This window comes from Nocardioides sp. NPDC058538, assembly GCF_042719275.1.
Classification (GTDB): domain Bacteria; phylum Actinomycetota; class Actinomycetes; order Propionibacteriales; family Nocardioidaceae; genus Nocardioides.
Genome location: NZ_JBHXNY010000025.1, coordinates 39,797 through 55,619, shown reverse-complemented (window position 1 = coordinate 55,619; position 15,823 = coordinate 39,797). Strand labels below are relative to the sequence as shown.

The following is a 15,823-nucleotide window of genomic DNA, read 5'->3' as shown; positions in this document are numbered from 1 at the left end:
GTCGTGTACAAATCCCCCCCGGGGTTCCCCCTGGGCGCGCCCAGGCGCGCGGTGTGTGTGTTGTTCGCGGTCGCGCCCCCCCCCCCGGGCCCCCCCAACGCTGGCCGAGTGCGTCACTGACGCTCCTCTACCTGCTTCTCGGTGTCATCGAGCGACTTCTGCAGGTCCTCGACCGGGATCTTCACCAGCTCGGCGGTGTTGCCGGAGGTCTCGTAGACCCCCTGCTGCACGTCCTCGTTGGTCTGGAAGATCTCGACGACCTTCTTGTAGGTCGCGTTGTCCTTGTCCTCGGCGCGTACGGCGAAGATGTTGACGTAGGGGAGCGCCTTCGGGTCGGAGGGGTCGTCGGTCGCGAGCGCGTCCTCGAACTTCAGGCCGGCGTCCTCGACGAAGTCGTTGTTGATGATCGCCGCGGCGACGTCGGGGAGGGAGGAGGCGGTGATCGAGGCCTGGACCGCCCGGACCTTCACCTTGGACGCGGCCGTGTCGACCTCCTTGACGGTGCTGAACGGGGTGCCGCCGTCGGTCAGCTCGATCAGGCCCTTGGACTGCAGCAGCACCAGGCCGCGGGCCTGGTTGGTCTCGTCGTCGGGGACGATCACGGTCTCGCCGGCCTTGATGTCGTCGAGCGAGGAGTACTTCGAGGAGTAGAGCCCCAGGGGATAGGTCGCGGTCGAGCCGAGCGCCACCAGGTCGTCGTCGTTCTGGACGTTGTAGTTGGCCAGGAAGATGATGTGCTGGAACTGGTTGAGGTCGAGCTCGCCCTCCGACAGCGCCGGGTTGGGCTGGTTGTAGTCACCGAAGTTCTTGACCTCGAGATCGATGCCCTCCTCGCGAGCGGCATCCTGGAAGGTCTTCCAGTACGGGTCGTCGGCGCCGACGACGCCGATGGAGACCTTGGTCAGCTCGCTGCCCGCGTCGTCGTCGCGGGTGAGGAAGAAGGCGAGGCCGCCGATCACGATGGCGGCGACGACGACGATCCCGATGATCAGCGGGAGCTTGGACTGGGGAGCCTCGATGAGCGGGGTGGGCTCAGGCGTGTTGGAGGACACGGGTGGGAACCTCTTCTGGACGTTGAGAAATGCTGGGACAACGCGGTTGTTGTCCACCAACACAGTAGACTTAACGAAGATCACACCCGCGTACGCGGCCACACCCCGAGATCATGTCATCGACATGCCTCGAGGTGTGTTAGGCGCCGTTCACGCGAGGTCGCGTCGCCTCATCACGACCACCGCCGCGACCGCGGCGACCAGGACGTACGCCGCCACGGTGACCAGCGCCCGCTCGCCGGAGATCGCGTCGAGGACGCCCGGAGTGCCGTTGGGCCCGCCGATGATCGCGCCTGCCAAGGAGCCTCCGGCGGTGCCGGGGAGGGCGTCGGTGACGGCCTCGATGCCCGGGAGCAGGCTGCCGACGCCCCGGAGAAGGTTCTCCACCACCAGCGACCAGACCAGGCCCAGTCCGACGGCGAGCGCCGGCCCCTTGGCGAGCACGCCGACGAGGAAGCCCAGCAGCGCCCACATCTCCAGCACCAGGAACCCGGAGCCGAAGGACTGCGCCAGGTCGCTCAGGGCCGGCATGGAGATCGACTGGCCCTCGGTCGCCGCGATCGCCACCGAGACGCCCGCGCACAGAGCCAGGGTCGCGGTCATCATCGCGAGGATGAAGATCGTCACCGCGCTCAGCGAGCCGCCCACGGCGGCGAACCGGCTCGGCCCCTGGGTGAAGACGGTCTTCCAGGTGCCCCAGCCGAACCCGTTGCCGGCCACCAGCGCCCCGACCACCATCGCCAGGGCTCCGCCGAACATCGGCAGGCCGCTGACGATGACGTCCGGGATGGCACTCGGCATCAGCTCGGAGAGGAGCTGGGCGTTGCTGGCACCGTCGCCGGCGAAGTTGTCGTCGCCGGTCTTGTAGGCGACGTAGTTGAAGACGTACCCGAAGGAGAGCGACAGCGCCAGCCAGGCGCCGACGATCACCCAGATCGCCGACCACTTGCGCAGTCGCAGCAGCTCTGCGCGGGTGCTGTTGATGAGAGCGTTCATGACACGACCTCCTTGCCGGTCATCTCGAAACTGGTCATTTCGAAGAAGGCTTCCTCCAGGGAACGCTCCGCGACAGTGACCTCGTGGACATCGATGGAGTGGGCGACCAGATGACGTACGACATCGGGGGCCGCGGTGACAGGAAGGTCGACCTCGAGCGTCTCGTTGCCGATGCGGTGTACGCCCTCGTCGCCGGCCATCCGCATCAGAGCCGCCAGGGCGGCGTCCTCGGGGGTGGCCCGAACCCGTAGGGTCGCGCCACCGCGCAGATCCGCGACGGTCGACTCGCGCAGCAGGCGACCGTTGTCGATCACACCGACGCGATCGCAGATCTCCTGCACCTCCGCGAGGATGTGGCTGGAGAGGATCACCGTCTGGCCGGCCTCGGCGAGCGAGACGACCAGGGCCCGCATGTCGGCCATGCCGGCCGGGTCGAGCCCGTTGGTGGGCTCGTCGAGCACGAGCAGGTCCGGCGAGCCGAGCATCGCGGCGGCGACACCGAGGCGCTGCTTCATCCCGAGGGAGTAGCCCTTGAAGGCGTCCTTCGCCCGGTCGGCGAGGTCGACCATCTCCAGCACCCGGTCGACCTCGGCGTTCGGCAGCCCCTGGTAGCGCGCCATCGTGCGCAGGTTGTCGCGGCCGTTCAGATAGGGGTAGAAGCCGGGGCCCTCGATCAGGGCGCCGATACGGGCAGTGACCTCGGGCCGTCCGGCGGGACGGCCCAGGACGCTGGCCGATCCGGCGGTGGGCCGGATCAGGCCGAGCATCATCCGCAAGGTGGTCGTCTTGCCGGCCCCGTTGGGGCCGAGGAAGCCGTACACCTCACCACGCATGACGGTCATGCTGACCCGGTCGACGGCGAGCCTGTCGCCGTACCGCTTGGTCAGCCCGTCGGTCTCAACCACTCGTTCGCAGGCCGCCATCTCCGTTGAGGAGAGCGGAGAATACGGAAATGGCGGCCTGTGGCCGATGGTCTCTCGCTTACGCTCGTTCATGCCTCTCACGCTCTCGTGACCGCCCCTGGGTCGCATCGGCGTCGGCGATGCTCCCGGTTACGCAGATCTGCGTAGGCGGCTGGCCGCATTTGTCGTACGCCTCGCGCGGCCGCGCGAACTAGGGTCAGGTCCATGTCCCGGATCCGTCGCCACTGGCTGCCGTGGCTGGTCGTCGTGGCGGAGCTGGTCGGCTCGCTGGGCAGCAACGCCCGCACCGACACCCGTGGGCCGGCCCTCCTCGCGGGGCTGCTCGCTCTCCTCGCCGTCCTCCCGGTGCTCCTGCAGCGGCCTCGCGGCTGGGTGCTCGCGCTCAGCGGGCTGTGTGCCGGGGCGTACTTCACGGCGGGCTATGCCGAGGGGCCGATCTTCCTGGCGGTGCCCGCGGTCACCTTCGCGGTGGCACTCTCGCTGCCGCCGCGACGCTGGATCTGGTGGGCGGTCGTGGCCGCGGCGCTGGTCGCCACCGGGATGGTGCTGAACCCCGAGAGCCCTCCGTTCGACGGCGCTCCCGGACGAGGGCCCTGGGGACAGGGTGGCGGCCCGGAGGGTGACCCCTCCCTGTGGCAGGCCTTCGGGCAGGTGGCGCTCATCGCCGCCTGCGGTGCGGTCGCGAGCGCGCTGCGCTCGCGCAACGAGGCCCGAGCCCAACGGCAGCGACGGGTGGTCAGCGACGAACGGGTGCGGATGGCCGCCGACCTGCACGACGGCGTCGGCCACGGGCTCGCGGTGATCGCGATGCAGGCCGGTGCCGCGCTGCACGTGCTCGACCGAGACCCCGAGGCGGCCCGCCGCAACCTGGAGGCGATCCGCGCCGAGAGCAAGGAGTCGCTCGACCTGCTGCGCCGGCAGCTGGCCCGGCTGACCGACACCGAGGCCGGCGCCGGTCCGGCGCCACGAGCACCGGAGCACGGGCTCGCCGACCTGCCTGCGCTCGTCGAACGGGTGCGCACCGGGGGACTGGAGGTCTCCCTCCGCCTCGAGGTGGACTCGGCGTCGGCGGAGGCCGAGCGGGCCGCGTACGCCGTGGTCCAGGAGGGGCTCACCAACGTGCTCCGACATGCCGGAGCGACGCGAGCCGAGGTCTCGATCGTCTCGACCTCCGCGGCCCAGATGGTCGTGACGGTCCACGACGACGGGCGGGGATCGGACATGTTGAGCGGGGAAAGGCGTCCCGGGATGGGAATTGTGGGAATGCGGTCGCGCGTGGAGGCACTTGGGGGCACCCTAGAGGCGGGGCCGGAGGTACGGGGCTTCCGGCTGCGGGCTTCCCTCCCGCTTTCTGGGTCCTCGGCGGGCGGCACGGAGGGGCTGGCATGAGCATGACTGGTCACACGCTGATCAGGGTTGCTCTGGTCGATGACCAGCCCCTCGTCCGCATGGGCCTGGCGACGATGATCGTCGCCGAACCCGATCTGGAGGTCGTCGGCGAAGCCTCCGACGGCAGTGCCGCGCTGCCGATGCTGCGCCGCACCCACCCCGACGTGGTCCTCTGCGACATCCGGATGCCGGTCCTCGACGGGCTCGGCATGCTGGAGCAGGTGACCCGTGACGCGTCGCTGAAGGACGTACGGGTGGTGATGCTGACGACCTTCGAGCTCGACGAGTACGTCTTCGAGGCCCTGCGGCTGGGAGCGAGCGGGTTCCTGCTCAAGGACGCCGAGCCGGTCGCGCTGCTCGACGCGATCCGGGTCGTCGCCGACGGTGGCTCGCTGCTCGCTCCGACGGTGACCAAGCGGGTCATCGAGGAGTTCGGCTCCTCACGCCGGGTGGCGAACCCGCACCCGCGGCTGGGTGATCTGACCGAGCGTGAGCGGGAGATGGTCGCCTGGGTGGCCACCGGCCGCTCCAACGCCGAGATCGCCGCCGAGCTCGTGGTCAGCCCCGACACGGTCCGCACGCACGTCTCGCGCGCGATGGTGAAGCTGCATGCCCGTGACCGCGCCCAGCTCGTCGTCTTCGCGATCGAGTCGGGCCTGAAGGTCTAGCCTGAAGTCGGATCCGGTCAGGCGGCCAGCGGGACGCTGCCGGGCATCACGACGGGGGCACAGCCGCAGGTGTCGCTGCAGGCGAGGTAGGTGTGCACCTCGTGGCCGCACCGCGGGCACGGCAGGAAGTGCGACATCGGGAAGCTGTGTACGTTGGTGCTCTCGGGGTTTTGAACTGTGTCCCACATGACTTTCTCCTATCCGCGTTTTGTGCCTTCACCTACTCCACGAGTGTGCGCGCCCGAATTCGACACTTTTACTTCGACACGCGGCAGATTCATCAAATGGGAGGATCGGAGGGTGACGACGAAACCCGATCAGGAGCAGCGACTACGCGACCTGAAGCTGCTTCGGAAGGTCAAGGACCGGATCGACCGGGAGTACGCGCAGCCGCTGGATGTAGAGGCTCTCGCTGCCGGCGTACACATGTCGGCCGGCCATCTGAGCAGGGAGTTCAAGAAGGCCTACGGCGAGCCGCCCTACTCCTATCTGATGACCCGCCGCGTCGAGCGAGCGATGACGCTGCTGCGGCGCGGTGACCTCAGCGTCACCGACATCTGCTTCGAGGTCGGGTTCTCCTCGCTGGGCACCTTCTCCACCCGGTTCAGCGAGCTCGTCGGAATGTCGCCGAGCGTCTACCGGGAGAGGGCCGTCGCCGGAGAGGCCGGGATCCCTCCGTGCGTGTCCAAGCAGGTCACCCGTCCGATCAGACGGAGTTCGATCAGGAATAGAGAAGCCCCCAGGCCCGATCCTTACCTAGCCTGAGCGCATGGACATCAACATCTGCCACAGCTACCTTCCGCACACCGACCCCGAGGCCTCGCTGAGGTTCTACCGCGATCTGCTGGGCTTCGAGGTGAGGAAGGACGTCGGGTACGAGGCGATGCGCTGGCTCACGATCGGACCGCCGGCGCAGCCCGCCGTGAGTGTCGTGCTCTACCCGCCGCTGGCCGACCCGAACATCAGCGAGGAGGAGGGCCGGGTGATCCAGGAGATGATGGCCAAGGGCACCTTCGCCAGCCTGATGCTCTCCTCCACCGACGTCGATGCCGCGTTCGAGAAGATCCAGGCCGGTATCGAGGCCGGCGGCGGCGAGATCATGTCGGAGCCGACCGACCAGGACTGGGGCATGCGGGACTGCTCATTCCGTGACCCGGCCGGCAACACCATCCGGCTGCAGCAGGTCAAGTGAGTCGGAAATGTGCAGGCCTGGATTCACGCCTCCGACTAGCCTGATCGCCATGACCGACCCCGGCTCGAACGAGCACAACAGCGAGCACAAGCCCGAGCACAGCGCAGACACTCACGACCTGATCCGAGTCCAAGGTGCCCGGCAGAACAACCTCAAGGACATCTCGGTCGAGATCCCCAAGCGCCGGCTCTCGGTGTTCACCGGGGTGTCGGGGTCAGGGAAGTCCTCGCTGGTCTTCGGCACCATCGCGGCGGAGTCGCGGCGGCTGATCGACGAGACGTACTCGACGTTCATCCAGGGGTTCATGCCCAGCCTGCCGCGACCCGAGGTCGACGCGATGGAGGGGCTGACCACCGCCATCCTGGTCGACCAGGAGCGGCTCGGCGCCAACCCGCGCTCGACGCTCGGCACGGTCACCGACGGCCACGCGATGCTTCGCCAGCTCTTCTCACGCCTCGGTGATCCCTACATCGGGGGAGCGACAGCATTCTCGTTCAACATCCCGACCACCAAGGTCGGTGGTGTCTCGGTCACGGAGTCGGGCAAGAAGAACGTGATCAAGCAGGAGATCTACCTCGGCGGCATGTGCCCGAAGTGTGAGGGCCGCGGAGTCGTCTCCGACCTGGATCTCGCTGCCATCGTCGACGAGTCCAAGTCGCTCAACGAGGGCGCGATCCTCGTGCCCGGCTACAAGGCCGACGGCTGGATGGTGAAGGGCTTCGCCGAGACAGGCCTGCTCGACGGGGACAAGCCGATCAAGGACTACACAGAGACCGAGCGCCACGACTTCCTCTACAAGGAGAAGGGCAAGATCAAGGCGCTCGGGATGAACATGACGTACCAGGGGCTCATCCCCAAGCTGCGCGAGTCTGTCTTCAGCAAGGACCCCGAGCAGCTGCAGCCGCACATCAAGGCGTTCGTGGAGCGTGCGGCCGTGTTCGCGTCGTGCCCCACCTGCGGAGGCACCCGTCTGAACGAGTCGGCCCGCTCCTCGAAGATCAGGGGGCTCGACATCGGCGAGGTCGCCGCCATGCAGATCACCGACCTCGCCGAATGGCTGCGTGGGATCGACGAGCCGGGCGTCGCACCGCTGATCCGGTCGCTGCTCCACCTGTGCGACTCGATGACCGAGATCGGGCTGGGCTATCTCTCCTTCGACCGGCCTTCAGGGACCCTGAGCGGCGGTGAGGCGCAGCGTACGAAGATGGTGCGGCACCTGGGGTCAGCCCTGACCGATGTGACCTACGTCTTCGACGAGCCCACCGTGGGCCTGCACCCGCACGACATCGAGCGGATGAACAAGCTGCTGCTGGACCTGCGCGACAAGGGCAACACCGTGCTCGTGGTCGAGCACAAGCCGGAGACGATCGCGATCGCCGACCGCGTGTTCGACCTCGGACCGGGGGCCGGCAGCGACGGCGGGACGATCTGCTTCGAGGGGACATTCGACGACCTGGCGAAGGCGGACACCCTCACCGGACGTCATCTGGGACATCGTGCCTCGCTGAAGGACAGCGTGCGCAAGCCGACCGGCCATCTGGAGATCCGTGGGGCGACCTCGCACAACCTGAAGAACGTAGACGTCGACATCCCGCTCGGAGTGTTGACCGTGGTCACCGGTGTCGCAGGCTCGGGCAAGTCCTCCCTCATCCACGACTCGATCCCGCGCGGAACCGATGTGGAGTTCGTCGACCAGAGTGCGATCAAGGGCTCACGACGGAGCAACCCGGCGACGTACACAGGTCTTCTGGAGCCCATCCGCAAGGCGTTCGCGAAGGCGAACGGTGTGAAGCCGGCGCTCTTCTCCGCCAACTCGGAGGGAGCGTGTCCGACCTGTAAGGGCAACGGGATGATCTTCACCGAGCTGGGGTTCATGGAGACCGTCTCGAGCCCGTGCGAGGACTGTGGCGGGAAGCGGTTCCAGCCGCTGGTGCTGGAGTATCGCCTCGGCGCGCTCAACATCGCCGAGGTGCTCGACCTCTCCGTCTCCAAGGCGCACGACTTCTTCTCCGAGGGCGAGTCGAAGGTGCCGCCGGCGGCGAACATCCTCGGACGGATGCAGGACGTCGGACTGGGCTACCTCAAGCTCGGCCAGCCACTCAACACCCTCTCCGGCGGCGAGCGGCAGCGGATCAAGCTGGCCATGCACCTGGGGGAGAAGGGCGGGACGTACGTCCTGGACGAGCCGACCACCGGCCTCCACCTCGCCGACGTCGACAACCTGCTGGCGCTGCTCGACAAGCTGGTCGACGCCGGCAAGTCGGTGATCGTGATCGAGCACCACCAAGCGGTCATGGCTCACGCCGACTGGATCATCGACCTCGGCCCGGGTGCCGGTCACGACGGCGGCCTGGTCGTCTTCGAAGGTACGCCCGCCGAGCTCGTCGCCAAGAAGTCGTCGCTCACCGGCGAGCACCTGGCGGCGTACGTCGGGGCCTGAGACCTAGTGACTGGAAGGGTTCGGGTGGCGGGAATCACGCCTGTTTGAGGGCATCTGGATGCGGTCGACCATGAGCAGCGCCCTTAGTGTGCGTTGGTTGCAGCATCGACGAAGGAGCAGCCGCGATGACCCTCTACGTTCCCGAGCACAGGCGTACGCCCGGGCAGTCCGAGCACACCGCTTGGACCCGTCCGGCCCAGCCGGCGGTGGAGATCACTCCGGTGCGGCAGCGCCCGGCGCCGGTGTGGCCGCGCGGTCTGGTGGCCACCGCCATCGCCGCGGTCGCCACCAGCCTGATGGCCGTGGCCGCCAAGGCGGCCGGCGTCGACTTCGGCAGCAGCGTGGGCGACGTACCGCTCGCGGCGTTCCCGATGCTCACCGTCTACTGCTCGCTGATCGGCATCATCCTCGCCGAGGTGATGATCCGGGTGGCCACGATGCCCCGCTCGACCTTCCAGATCACCATGATCGTGCTCACCGGGCTCTCGCTGGTCCCCGACGTGCTGCCGTTCTTCGAGTTCGACCTGGCCTTCGTCGGCGTCCTGTGCCTCACTCACCTCGTCGCCGCCGCGATCGTGGTCCCCATGATCGCCGGGCGGATGGAGGAGCGCCGCGGCCTCGGGCTGCCCGCTCCCGCTCATCGCCGATAGCGGACGCCGACCGTCCTGATTCGGTGTCATGGTGGAGCCATGGCACTCGAGACCCGCACCTTCCAGGTCACCTTCGACGCACACGACCCCCGCGCGCTCTCCACGTTCTGGCGGGACGTCCTCGGCTACGTCCATCCGGGTCCACCTGGGGTCGAGGTCGCCGAGGGCAGCGAGCCGCTGGATGCGTGGGACGAGTTCCTCGCTCGTGTCGGGGTGCCGGAGGACCAGCGCAACAACGCCTCCGCGATCGAGGACCCCGCCGGCACCGGTCCGCGCGTCTTCTTTCAGCACGTGCCGGAGTCGAAGACCGCCAAGAACCGCGTCCACCTGGACGTCCGGGCCGCTCCCGGACTGCAGGGTGAGGAGCGGATGGCCGCACTCGAGGCGGAGTGCGAGCGCGTCGTCGCGCTGGGAGCCACCCGCGTACGCCGCTTCGAGCCCGACCCACCGATGAGCCTCGGCTTCATCGTCATGCAGGACCCCGAGGGAAACGAGTGGTGCCTGGACTAACCTGCGCGGCGGGCGAGCAGGGTCGAATCGTCGATCTGGACCGGGACGCCGTCGCGGATGGTCAGGCGGGGGCGCTGCTCGACGACGAGCGGCTCGAACCCGGCGGGCAGGCCGGGGATCAGGTCTGAGGCGAGGAACATCGCGTTGTGGTGGCCGTGGCGCGCGAAGACCTCGGAGGGCGCGTGGCCGACGACGAGGAGGTGGCCACCGGGCGCGACCGCGGTGGCCAGGCGGCCGGCGACGTCGACCATGCTCCCATCGGGGGTGTGCAGGAAGTGGCAGGTGACCAGGTCGAACTGCCGGCCTTCGGCGTCGAAGGTGCGGGCGTCGACCTGCCACCAGGACGTACGGTCCGAAACCCCGACGTCCTCGGCATGCCGCCTCGCCCTGGCCAGCCCGTTGGCCGAGAAGTCGGCGCCGGTGACGGTCCAGCCCTGCTGCGCGAGCCAGATCACGTCGCCGCCCTCGCCGCAGCCGACATCGAGCGCCGTGCCGGGCGTCAGCTCGGAGACCTCGGCGACGAGCTGCGCGTTCGGGTTGCCGCTCCAGACCTTCTCCTCACCGGCGTAGCGCTCCTCCCACGACTCCGGCTCGAACATCTCGCGTCCTTCGTGCTCACTCATGGGACCAAACTACGCACATACTTCGCACCGAAGTGCGCAACTGAGAGGTAACCTCGGAGCGTGACCTTCGAGCGAATTACGGTGCATCCCGATCGGATGGGTGGAGTCCCGACGATCCGGGGCTTGCGCATTCCTGTGGCCACAGTCGTCGCGATGGTCGCGGACGGAATGACCGCCGATGAGATCATCGATGACCTCCCGGATCTCGTTGCCGAAGATGTGGCTGAGGCCTTCTAACTGGCGAAGTCGTTGTCTTCGGCGACGAGACCATGCGGATCAGGCGATTGCCCATCGGGTGAGCCCGCAGGGCTCCTCCAAAACCTGGTGCGTTCTGGGCACGCCGTGTGGTTGCCTGGCTGGCGATGATCACCCTGAGCGAACCGCCTCGCCTGGTCCGTCCGACGACGGCCGTACGCACCTCCTATCTCACCGGCGAACAGGCCGACTGTCTCCTGCGCGGCACCGATACCGACTGGCTAGGGCCGGCCAGCGAGGACTTCGACGCGTTCGTCGCTGCCCGGGACCACGACAAGGAGCGCTGGGACGTGATGTCGACGGTCTACTGGTACGTCTCCGAGGAGCACTATCTCGGCACCCTCGTCGTGCGGCACACGCTGACACCGGAGCTCGCAGTCGACGGCGGTCACATCGGCTACCACGTCGTCGCGCCATGGCGGCGCCAGGGCCACGCGACCCGGATGCTCGAGCTCGGCCTCGAGAGGGCTCGTGAGCACGGCGTCTCGCGTGCCCTGCTCACCTGTGTCCCCTCCAACGAGCCGTCCCGGCGGGTGATCGAGAAGAACGGTGGCGCGCTCGACGAACAGCTCGGCAACGAGCTCCGGTTCTGGATCGGGTAGGGATACTTCACCCATGCACGCTCTCGTACGCCGCCCCTCGCCCCGCCTCGCCGACGGGCTCGTCACCCACATCGAGCGGAGCCCGGTCGACGTAGATCTCGCCCGCGAGCAGTGGGAGGCGTACGTCGCCGCGATGCGTTCCGCCGGCTGGACCACCCACGAAGTCGATCCCGCCGACGAATGCCCGGACTCGGTCTTCGTCGAGGACACGATGGTCGTCTTCGCGGACCTGGCTGTGATCAGCCGGCCCGGCGCGCTGGAACGGCGCCCGGAGATCGACGCGGCCGAGGAAGCGGTCCGCGCGCGGGGCTACCGGATCGCCCACATCGAGGCGCCCGGAACTCTCGACGGCGGCGACGTTCTCAAGCACGGCGACACCGTGTGGGTGGGGGAGGGCGGGCGTACGAACGCCGAGGGGATCGCCCAGCTCCGGGCACTGCTCGGGCCGCTGGGCGCCGAGGTCGTCGCTGTCCCCCTCACGAAGGTGCTCCATCTGAAGTCGGCCGTCACCGCGCTGCCCGACGGCACCGTCATCGGCCATGAGCCGCTGGTCGACGACCCGAGCGTGTGGGGAGCCCGGTTCCTGCCGGTCCCCGAGGAACCGGGCTCCCACGTGGTCGTCCTCGACGACCGCACGCTGCTGATGGCTGCCTCGGCACCGCTGAGCAGAGCGATGTTCGAGGAGCGCGGCTACACGGTCGTGCCGGTCGACATCTCCGAGTTCGAGAAGCTCGAAGGCTGCGTCACCTGCCTGTCCGTGCGGCTACGCACAGCTCAGGGCTGAACAGGCATCGTCGCGCAGTTGGATCCGGCGGCGACGCCCTTGACCCGGTCGGTGACCCAGTTGATCGCGGCGGTCTGGTCGACGAGCAGCGGGGTGACATGGTTGGTGACCAGCCCGTCGCCGAGGTTGGGCAGGATGACCGCCTGGTAGGTCACCTTCGCTCCCCGACCACACCAGTCGACGGCCAGCTGCCGGGACTGCTCGTGCGGGACGATGTCGTCCTGGGTCCCGGTGGCCAGGCGTACCGGGATCCGCGGGGCCACGTGCCCGAGCTTCTGCTCGGAGATGATCGACCGCACCGCCGGCTCGCGCTCGATGATGTCGTCGAGGCTCTCGCCGGTCTTGGTCCAGCTGGTGCTCCGCTGGAACGGGTAGCCGAAGATGCCGTCCGCGACGCACGCCGTCGAGAGATCCTCCAGCGCCGCGAGACCGGCCGCGTTGAGGTTCTCGTCCAGGATCGGCCGCAGCTCCGGGTTGGACTGGGCGAGACCGTTGATCGTCCAGGCCAGCGCCGCCACCAGCGCCGATCCGTCGATGCCGACCGCGGTCGCCCGCAGGTCGGCGGGCGGAGCACCGACGTAGGCACCGACGAGGTTGATCTCGGGGGCGTACGTCGAGGCGAGCTCGGAGGCCGACCCGGTCGCGCCGCCACCCTGGCTGTAGCCATAGAGCGCGACCCGCGACCCGGCGCTCACCGATGCGTCCGGGACCTCGCGCGCTGCCCGCGCGGCGTCGAGAACGGCGTGACCGCCGTCGACGCGGTCGACATAGGTGTGGAGCCGGTCGGTGGCGCCCAGGCCGACGTAGTCGGTGACCATCACGGCCACGCCGCGCGCCAGGAGGCGGTAGATCCCGATGTCCTCGTAGCCCACCGAGACGGTCTTGCCGTTGAAGAGGATGGGGCGCTCCAGCCCGAGCGAGGCCGAGCACTGGTCGCCCTGGCCCATGGTGCCGGGCGCGACGACCACGAGCGGCCGGTCGCCGGCACCGGTCCAGGCTGCGAACGGCTCGATGTAGGCGCCGGTCACCGCGGCCGGGGCGCCGTTGTTGTCGGTCGTCTTGTACATGACCCGGGTCGCGGTGCCGGGCAGCGAGCCGATGCCCGGGATCGAGAGGCCGACGCCGAGGGGGAGTGGCTCGGTGCGTACGAGCTCACCGTCGCCGTCAGGAAGCGTTGCCGGTGGGTTGTAGAACTCCGGGATCTCGACGCCACGGGAGACGACCGCGGTGCTCTGGTCCGCGGCCCCGGCCGGGGCGGCCAGGGCGGCGGGCATGACGGCGGCGAAGGCCAGAGCCGTCACCAGGGTGCGTACGCCGTGCTTGCCGGGACGCTTCACGAACAGCCTCGATGCGTGCTGAGCCATGGGGGACTCTCCTCACGTAAGCGGGACCGCAGCGTCCCGAGTTACCGAAGAGTAATGTGAGCGCGGTCACGCTGGCAAGCGTTTCAGTCCACACTTGTACACCGAGATTCGCGGCCTAGGAGACGACCGGCTGGCGCAGGATCGTCCGAAGCTTCGCGGACTCCACCCGCCGCGGATCGCCGAGATAGATCTCATGGTGCTTCCCGGCCATCCGCAGCCCGTTCTCGGGGATGAACCGCTCGTGCAGCTCCTCGAGCACCGGGCCCTCGTCGTCGTAGGGACCGATGTGCAGCGTCTGCACGCAGGTGCCTTCCGCGAGCGTCTCCAGCCGCACCTTGTCCAGGCTCGCCGGGCGATCCTTGGCGCCGACCCTCGCGACCGCCTCGTCGAACATCTGTTCGGTGACCCAGTCGGGTGTCATGATCATCGCGGTCCAGTCCCACTGCGCCTTGTCCCGTGCCCGGGTGAACGCGTCCATGTCCTCGGCCCACCACAGCGCCTCCAACGGCGGCACCACATAGTCACGACCCGCTTTCTTACTGGCGAACTTCAGCCTGTACGCCACCGGATAGAGCGTCGCGAGCGCATCGGCGTACTCCTGGGCGGTGTTGGGGTCACCGTGTCCGTCGACCATCAGGTAGGGGAGTGGCGGCACCTCGAGCACCCGGAACTCACCCTGACGTGCCCGATAGCTGTCGAGCGCCTTCTTCAGATCCAACTTCGCCGCCATGGGGCCATGATGTCGCGCCACAGACTCCGACGGACCCGAATTCCCGGTGCCGTAGTCGACATCTGCGCCTACGCTCCGGATATGGCAACCGTGGCGGACGTCCGCTGGCTCGGCTCGAGCCTGGAGCGGTCCTACGAGGTCTTCGTACGCGGCCGACTGAAGTTCAGGGTCGGCGCGATCGTCTTTGTCGCTTTCTCCCTGGACGAGACCGAGATGGGGTTCGGCTTCCCGAAGGAGGAGCGTGCAGCGCTGGTCGCCAGCTCACCCGACAAGTTCCACCTGCCCCGCGAGTCGGAGATGCGGTTCAACTGGGTGGAGTCGTCCCTGGCCGCGCTCGACCCGGTCGAGGCGTGCGAGTTCGTCGTCGACGCCTGGCGCCTGTGCGTCCCGAAGAAGGTCTCCGCCGCCTACGACCTCACCCATCCCGACGGCCCCGGACCGGACCGTCCAGAGGCCGGGCCCGAGACCAGGGGAGAGCGATGATCCTGGCCAAGGAGCGTGACCCGCGCCTGATAACGGTCCGCCGCGGTGGCACCCTCACCGACGCCGACCACCAGCTGCTCGCGCTGTGGGCGGCGACCTGCGCAGAGCACGTCCTCCCGCTCTTCGAGGCGGAGTGCCCCGACGACCCGCGGCCACGGGAGGCCATCGAGGCCGCGCGGGCCTGGACCCGCGGTGAGCTGAAGATGATGGAGGCGCGTGCTCTCGGCGGTCACGCCATGGGTGCGGCCCGGCCGTTGCGCGGAGCCGCCCGCAACGCCGCCTACGCGGCCGGCCAGGCCGGCGTGGTCGCCCATGTCGCGGCCCACGACCTGGGCGCGGCTGCGTACGCCATCAAGGCCGTACGCGACGCCGCCCCTGCTGGCGACGCCGTCGAGGCCGGGCGCCGGGAGTGCCACTGGCAGCGCGAGCAGCTCCCGGACCCCGTCCGCGACCTCGTCCTCGACGACCAGCGGATCCGCAACGAGATCTGCTGGTCGGTCTTCGACTGCTGAGGGCCCGGTCATGCAGACAGAGGACCCTGGAGCAGCAGGCTCCAGGCGAGCTACCGTCGACCACATGGATCAGGCGCGCGAACGGCTCGAGGCGGAGCGCCGGCAGACGCTCGCGCGCCTGGCGGACCTCAGCGCCGACTTCGACTCTGTCGTCGCGGCCTCGCGCGACACCAACGCCGATGACGAGCACGATCCCGAGGGCGCGACGATCGCCTTCGAGCGGTCCCAGGTCCAAGCGCTCGTACGTCAGGCGCGCGAGCATCTCGCCGAGATCGATGCTGCCACGGAGCGCGTGGGCGCGGGGACGTACGGGACCTGTGAGGACTGTGGCCGGCCGATCGCCGAAGGCCGCCTCGAGGCGCGCCCGGTGGCGCGCACGTGCATCAGCTGTGCCGGGAAGCCGAGGGCACGGCTGCGCTAGCGGCGATGCCGCCCGGGCTGGTCACGCATCTCGACGAGATCGTCATGGATCCGGCGTGCGCGCCGTCTCTCCAGCCTCGCCAGCAGGAAGCCGGTCGCGGCCGCGAGCACCATCAGGACGACGAGCACCACAACCGTGGTGCCCACCATGTCCAGGACGTTGCTCCCCATTGCGAGCAGGTACCCGATCGCGGCAGCGCCCATGCGCGAGGATCGGTTACTGTCAGCCT

General features: G+C 68.7%; 21 protein-coding genes. 13 read left to right on the top strand and 8 right to left on the bottom strand.

Annotation, left to right across the window (positions count from 1 at the left end; all coding sequences use genetic code 11):
* Positions 1-113: 113 nt before the first annotated feature.
* The 3 genes from ACFWQC_RS20630 to ACFWQC_RS20620 form a co-directional block, all read right to left on the bottom strand.
* On the bottom strand, positions 114-1,052 hold the full coding sequence (locus tag ACFWQC_RS20630; RefSeq protein WP_378682148.1) for a MetQ/NlpA family ABC transporter substrate-binding protein: 939 nt from the start codon (positions 1,050-1,052) through the stop codon (positions 114-116).
* A 150-nt stretch (positions 1,053-1,202) separates the two neighbouring features.
* On the bottom strand, positions 1,203-2,048 hold the full coding sequence (locus tag ACFWQC_RS20625; protein WP_378682145.1) for an ABC transporter permease: 846 nt from the start codon (positions 2,046-2,048) through the stop codon (positions 1,203-1,205).
* Positions 2,045-2,953 (bottom strand): ABC transporter ATP-binding protein, encoded by a 909-nt coding sequence (locus ACFWQC_RS20620; RefSeq protein WP_378682142.1) that lies wholly within the window; start codon positions 2,951-2,953, stop codon positions 2,045-2,047. The genes ACFWQC_RS20625 and ACFWQC_RS20620 overlap by 4 nt, the downstream gene beginning before the upstream one ends.
* 222 nt (positions 2,954-3,175) lie before the next feature.
* Here ACFWQC_RS20620 and ACFWQC_RS20615 point away from each other — a divergent pair, with 222 nt between their 5' ends.
* Both ACFWQC_RS20615 and ACFWQC_RS20610 read left to right on the top strand, forming a co-directional pair.
* A complete protein-coding gene (locus tag ACFWQC_RS20615; protein WP_378682139.1) occupies positions 3,176-4,360 on the top strand; it encodes a sensor histidine kinase in 1,185 nt (394 codons plus the stop codon).
* The gene (locus ACFWQC_RS20610; RefSeq protein WP_378682136.1) at positions 4,357-5,028 is read left to right on the top strand and encodes a response regulator; all 672 of its coding nucleotides are present in this window, start codon (positions 4,357-4,359) and stop codon (positions 5,026-5,028) included. Before ACFWQC_RS20615 ends, ACFWQC_RS20610 begins: the two co-directional genes overlap by 4 nt.
* 17 nt (positions 5,029-5,045) lie before the next feature.
* On the opposite strand, the gene ACFWQC_RS20605 is transcribed toward ACFWQC_RS20610, so the two are convergent.
* Complete coding sequence (locus ACFWQC_RS20605; protein WP_378682133.1) at positions 5,046-5,216, bottom strand: hypothetical protein; 171 nt, start codon at positions 5,214-5,216, stop codon at positions 5,046-5,048.
* 112 nt (positions 5,217-5,328) lie between these two features.
* On the opposite strand from ACFWQC_RS20605, the gene ACFWQC_RS20600 reads away from it, so the two are divergent.
* The 5 genes from ACFWQC_RS20600 to ACFWQC_RS20580 all read left to right on the top strand — a co-directional run bounded on the left by ACFWQC_RS20600 (position 5,329) and on the right by ACFWQC_RS20580 (position 9,820).
* Entirely contained in the window at positions 5,329-5,793 is a 465-nt protein-coding gene (locus tag ACFWQC_RS20600; protein ID WP_378682131.1) for a helix-turn-helix transcriptional regulator, read from the top strand.
* A gap of 4 nt (positions 5,794-5,797) precedes the next feature.
* Positions 5,798-6,220, top strand: coding sequence for a VOC family protein (locus ACFWQC_RS20595; RefSeq protein WP_378682128.1), 423 nt, complete (start codon positions 5,798-5,800; stop codon positions 6,218-6,220).
* 49 nt (positions 6,221-6,269) lie between these two features.
* Positions 6,270-8,660 carry an excinuclease ABC subunit UvrA gene (locus ACFWQC_RS20590; RefSeq protein WP_378682125.1) on the top strand — a complete coding sequence of 797 codons (2,391 nt, stop codon included), beginning with the start codon at positions 6,270-6,272 and terminating at the stop codon, positions 8,658-8,660.
* Between the two features lie 125 nt (positions 8,661-8,785).
* On the top strand, positions 8,786-9,310 hold the full coding sequence (locus ACFWQC_RS20585) for a DUF6069 family protein (protein ID WP_378682122.1): 525 nt from the start codon (positions 8,786-8,788) through the stop codon (positions 9,308-9,310).
* Positions 9,311-9,349: 39 nt separating this feature from the next.
* Positions 9,350-9,820, top strand: coding sequence for a VOC family protein (locus ACFWQC_RS20580; protein ID WP_378682119.1), 471 nt, complete (start codon positions 9,350-9,352; stop codon positions 9,818-9,820).
* Here ACFWQC_RS20580 and ACFWQC_RS20575 read toward each other — a convergent pair.
* Entirely contained in the window at positions 9,817-10,443 is a 627-nt protein-coding gene (locus tag ACFWQC_RS20575) for a class I SAM-dependent methyltransferase (RefSeq protein ID WP_378682117.1), read from the bottom strand. The genes ACFWQC_RS20580 and ACFWQC_RS20575 overlap by 4 nt on opposite strands.
* Before the next feature lie 60 nt (positions 10,444-10,503).
* Between ACFWQC_RS20575 and ACFWQC_RS20570 the strand changes: the two genes are divergently transcribed.
* The 3 genes from ACFWQC_RS20570 to ddaH all read left to right on the top strand — a co-directional run bounded on the left by ACFWQC_RS20570 (position 10,504) and on the right by ddaH (position 12,084).
* Positions 10,504-10,680, top strand: a complete 177-nt coding sequence (locus ACFWQC_RS20570) for a DUF433 domain-containing protein (protein WP_378682114.1) — start codon at positions 10,504-10,506, stop codon at positions 10,678-10,680.
* Positions 10,681-10,805: 125 nt separating this feature from the next.
* Entirely contained in the window at positions 10,806-11,300 is a 495-nt protein-coding gene (locus ACFWQC_RS20565; protein ID WP_378682111.1) for a GNAT family N-acetyltransferase, read from the top strand.
* A 13-nt stretch (positions 11,301-11,313) separates the two neighbouring features.
* The gene (gene ddaH, locus ACFWQC_RS20560) at positions 11,314-12,084 is read left to right on the top strand and encodes a dimethylargininase (protein ID WP_378682108.1); all 771 of its coding nucleotides are present in this window, start codon (positions 11,314-11,316) and stop codon (positions 12,082-12,084) included.
* On the opposite strand, the gene ACFWQC_RS20555 is transcribed toward ddaH, so the two are convergent.
* Positions 12,075-13,448 (bottom strand): lipase family protein, encoded by a 1,374-nt coding sequence (locus ACFWQC_RS20555; protein ID WP_378682105.1) that lies wholly within the window; start codon positions 13,446-13,448, stop codon positions 12,075-12,077. The two genes, ddaH and ACFWQC_RS20555, sit on opposite strands and share 10 nt — an antisense overlap.
* A 115-nt stretch (positions 13,449-13,563) precedes the next feature.
* On the bottom strand, positions 13,564-14,178 hold the full coding sequence (locus ACFWQC_RS20550) for a GyrI-like domain-containing protein (protein ID WP_378682102.1): 615 nt from the start codon (positions 14,176-14,178) through the stop codon (positions 13,564-13,566).
* An 81-nt stretch (positions 14,179-14,259) separates the two neighbouring features.
* Between ACFWQC_RS20550 and ACFWQC_RS20545 the strand changes: the two genes are divergently transcribed.
* The 3 genes from ACFWQC_RS20545 (at position 14,260) to ACFWQC_RS20535 (ending at position 15,594) form a co-directional block, all read left to right on the top strand.
* Positions 14,260-14,661, top strand: coding sequence for an MmcQ/YjbR family DNA-binding protein (locus tag ACFWQC_RS20545; protein WP_378682099.1), 402 nt, complete (start codon positions 14,260-14,262; stop codon positions 14,659-14,661).
* A complete protein-coding gene (locus ACFWQC_RS20540) occupies positions 14,658-15,173 on the top strand; it encodes a putative immunity protein (RefSeq protein WP_378682096.1) in 516 nt (171 codons plus the stop codon). Before ACFWQC_RS20545 ends, ACFWQC_RS20540 begins: the two co-directional genes overlap by 4 nt.
* Positions 15,174-15,237: 64 nt before the next feature.
* On the top strand, positions 15,238-15,594 hold the full coding sequence (locus ACFWQC_RS20535) for a TraR/DksA family transcriptional regulator (protein ID WP_378682094.1): 357 nt from the start codon (positions 15,238-15,240) through the stop codon (positions 15,592-15,594).
* On the opposite strand, the gene ACFWQC_RS20530 is transcribed toward ACFWQC_RS20535, so the two are convergent.
* On the bottom strand, positions 15,591-15,797 hold the full coding sequence (locus ACFWQC_RS20530; RefSeq protein ID WP_378682091.1) for a hypothetical protein: 207 nt from the start codon (positions 15,795-15,797) through the stop codon (positions 15,591-15,593). The genes ACFWQC_RS20535 and ACFWQC_RS20530 overlap by 4 nt on opposite strands.
* Positions 15,798-15,823 lie beyond the last annotated feature (26 nt).

Excerpts from the sequence above, each read along its gene's own strand:
- ACFWQC_RS20625 (WP_378682145.1), bottom strand. The coding sequence starts at position 2,048 with ATGAACGCTCTCATCAACAGCACCCGCGCAGAGCTGCTGCGACTGCGC.
- ACFWQC_RS20615 (WP_378682139.1), top strand. The coding sequence starts at position 3,176 with ATGTCCCGGATCCGTCGCCACTGGCTGCCGTGGCTGGTCGTCGTGGCG.
- ACFWQC_RS20610 (WP_378682136.1), top strand. The coding sequence starts at position 4,357 with ATGAGCATGACTGGTCACACGCTGATCAGGGTTGCTCTGGTCGATGAC.
- ACFWQC_RS20605 (WP_378682133.1), bottom strand. The coding sequence starts at position 5,216 with ATGTGGGACACAGTTCAAAACCCCGAGAGCACCAACGTACACAGCTTC.
- ACFWQC_RS20595 (WP_378682128.1), top strand. The coding sequence starts at position 5,798 with ATGGACATCAACATCTGCCACAGCTACCTTCCGCACACCGACCCCGAG.
- ACFWQC_RS20590 (WP_378682125.1), top strand. The coding sequence starts at position 6,270 with ATGACCGACCCCGGCTCGAACGAGCACAACAGCGAGCACAAGCCCGAG.
- ACFWQC_RS20585 (WP_378682122.1), top strand. The coding sequence starts at position 8,786 with ATGACCCTCTACGTTCCCGAGCACAGGCGTACGCCCGGGCAGTCCGAG.
- ACFWQC_RS20580 (WP_378682119.1), top strand. The coding sequence starts at position 9,350 with ATGGCACTCGAGACCCGCACCTTCCAGGTCACCTTCGACGCACACGAC.
- ACFWQC_RS20575 (WP_378682117.1), bottom strand. The coding sequence starts at position 10,443 with ATGAGTGAGCACGAAGGACGCGAGATGTTCGAGCCGGAGTCGTGGGAG.
- ACFWQC_RS20565 (WP_378682111.1), top strand. The coding sequence starts at position 10,806 with ATGATCACCCTGAGCGAACCGCCTCGCCTGGTCCGTCCGACGACGGCC.
- ddaH (WP_378682108.1), top strand. The coding sequence starts at position 11,314 with ATGCACGCTCTCGTACGCCGCCCCTCGCCCCGCCTCGCCGACGGGCTC.
- ACFWQC_RS20555 (WP_378682105.1), bottom strand. The coding sequence starts at position 13,448 with ATGGCTCAGCACGCATCGAGGCTGTTCGTGAAGCGTCCCGGCAAGCAC.
- ACFWQC_RS20550 (WP_378682102.1), bottom strand. The coding sequence starts at position 14,178 with ATGGCGGCGAAGTTGGATCTGAAGAAGGCGCTCGACAGCTATCGGGCA.
- ACFWQC_RS20545 (WP_378682099.1), top strand. The coding sequence starts at position 14,260 with ATGGCAACCGTGGCGGACGTCCGCTGGCTCGGCTCGAGCCTGGAGCGG.
- ACFWQC_RS20540 (WP_378682096.1), top strand. The coding sequence starts at position 14,658 with ATGATCCTGGCCAAGGAGCGTGACCCGCGCCTGATAACGGTCCGCCGC.
- ACFWQC_RS20535 (WP_378682094.1), top strand. The coding sequence starts at position 15,238 with ATGGATCAGGCGCGCGAACGGCTCGAGGCGGAGCGCCGGCAGACGCTC.
- ACFWQC_RS20530 (WP_378682091.1), bottom strand. The coding sequence starts at position 15,797 with ATGGGCGCTGCCGCGATCGGGTACCTGCTCGCAATGGGGAGCAACGTC.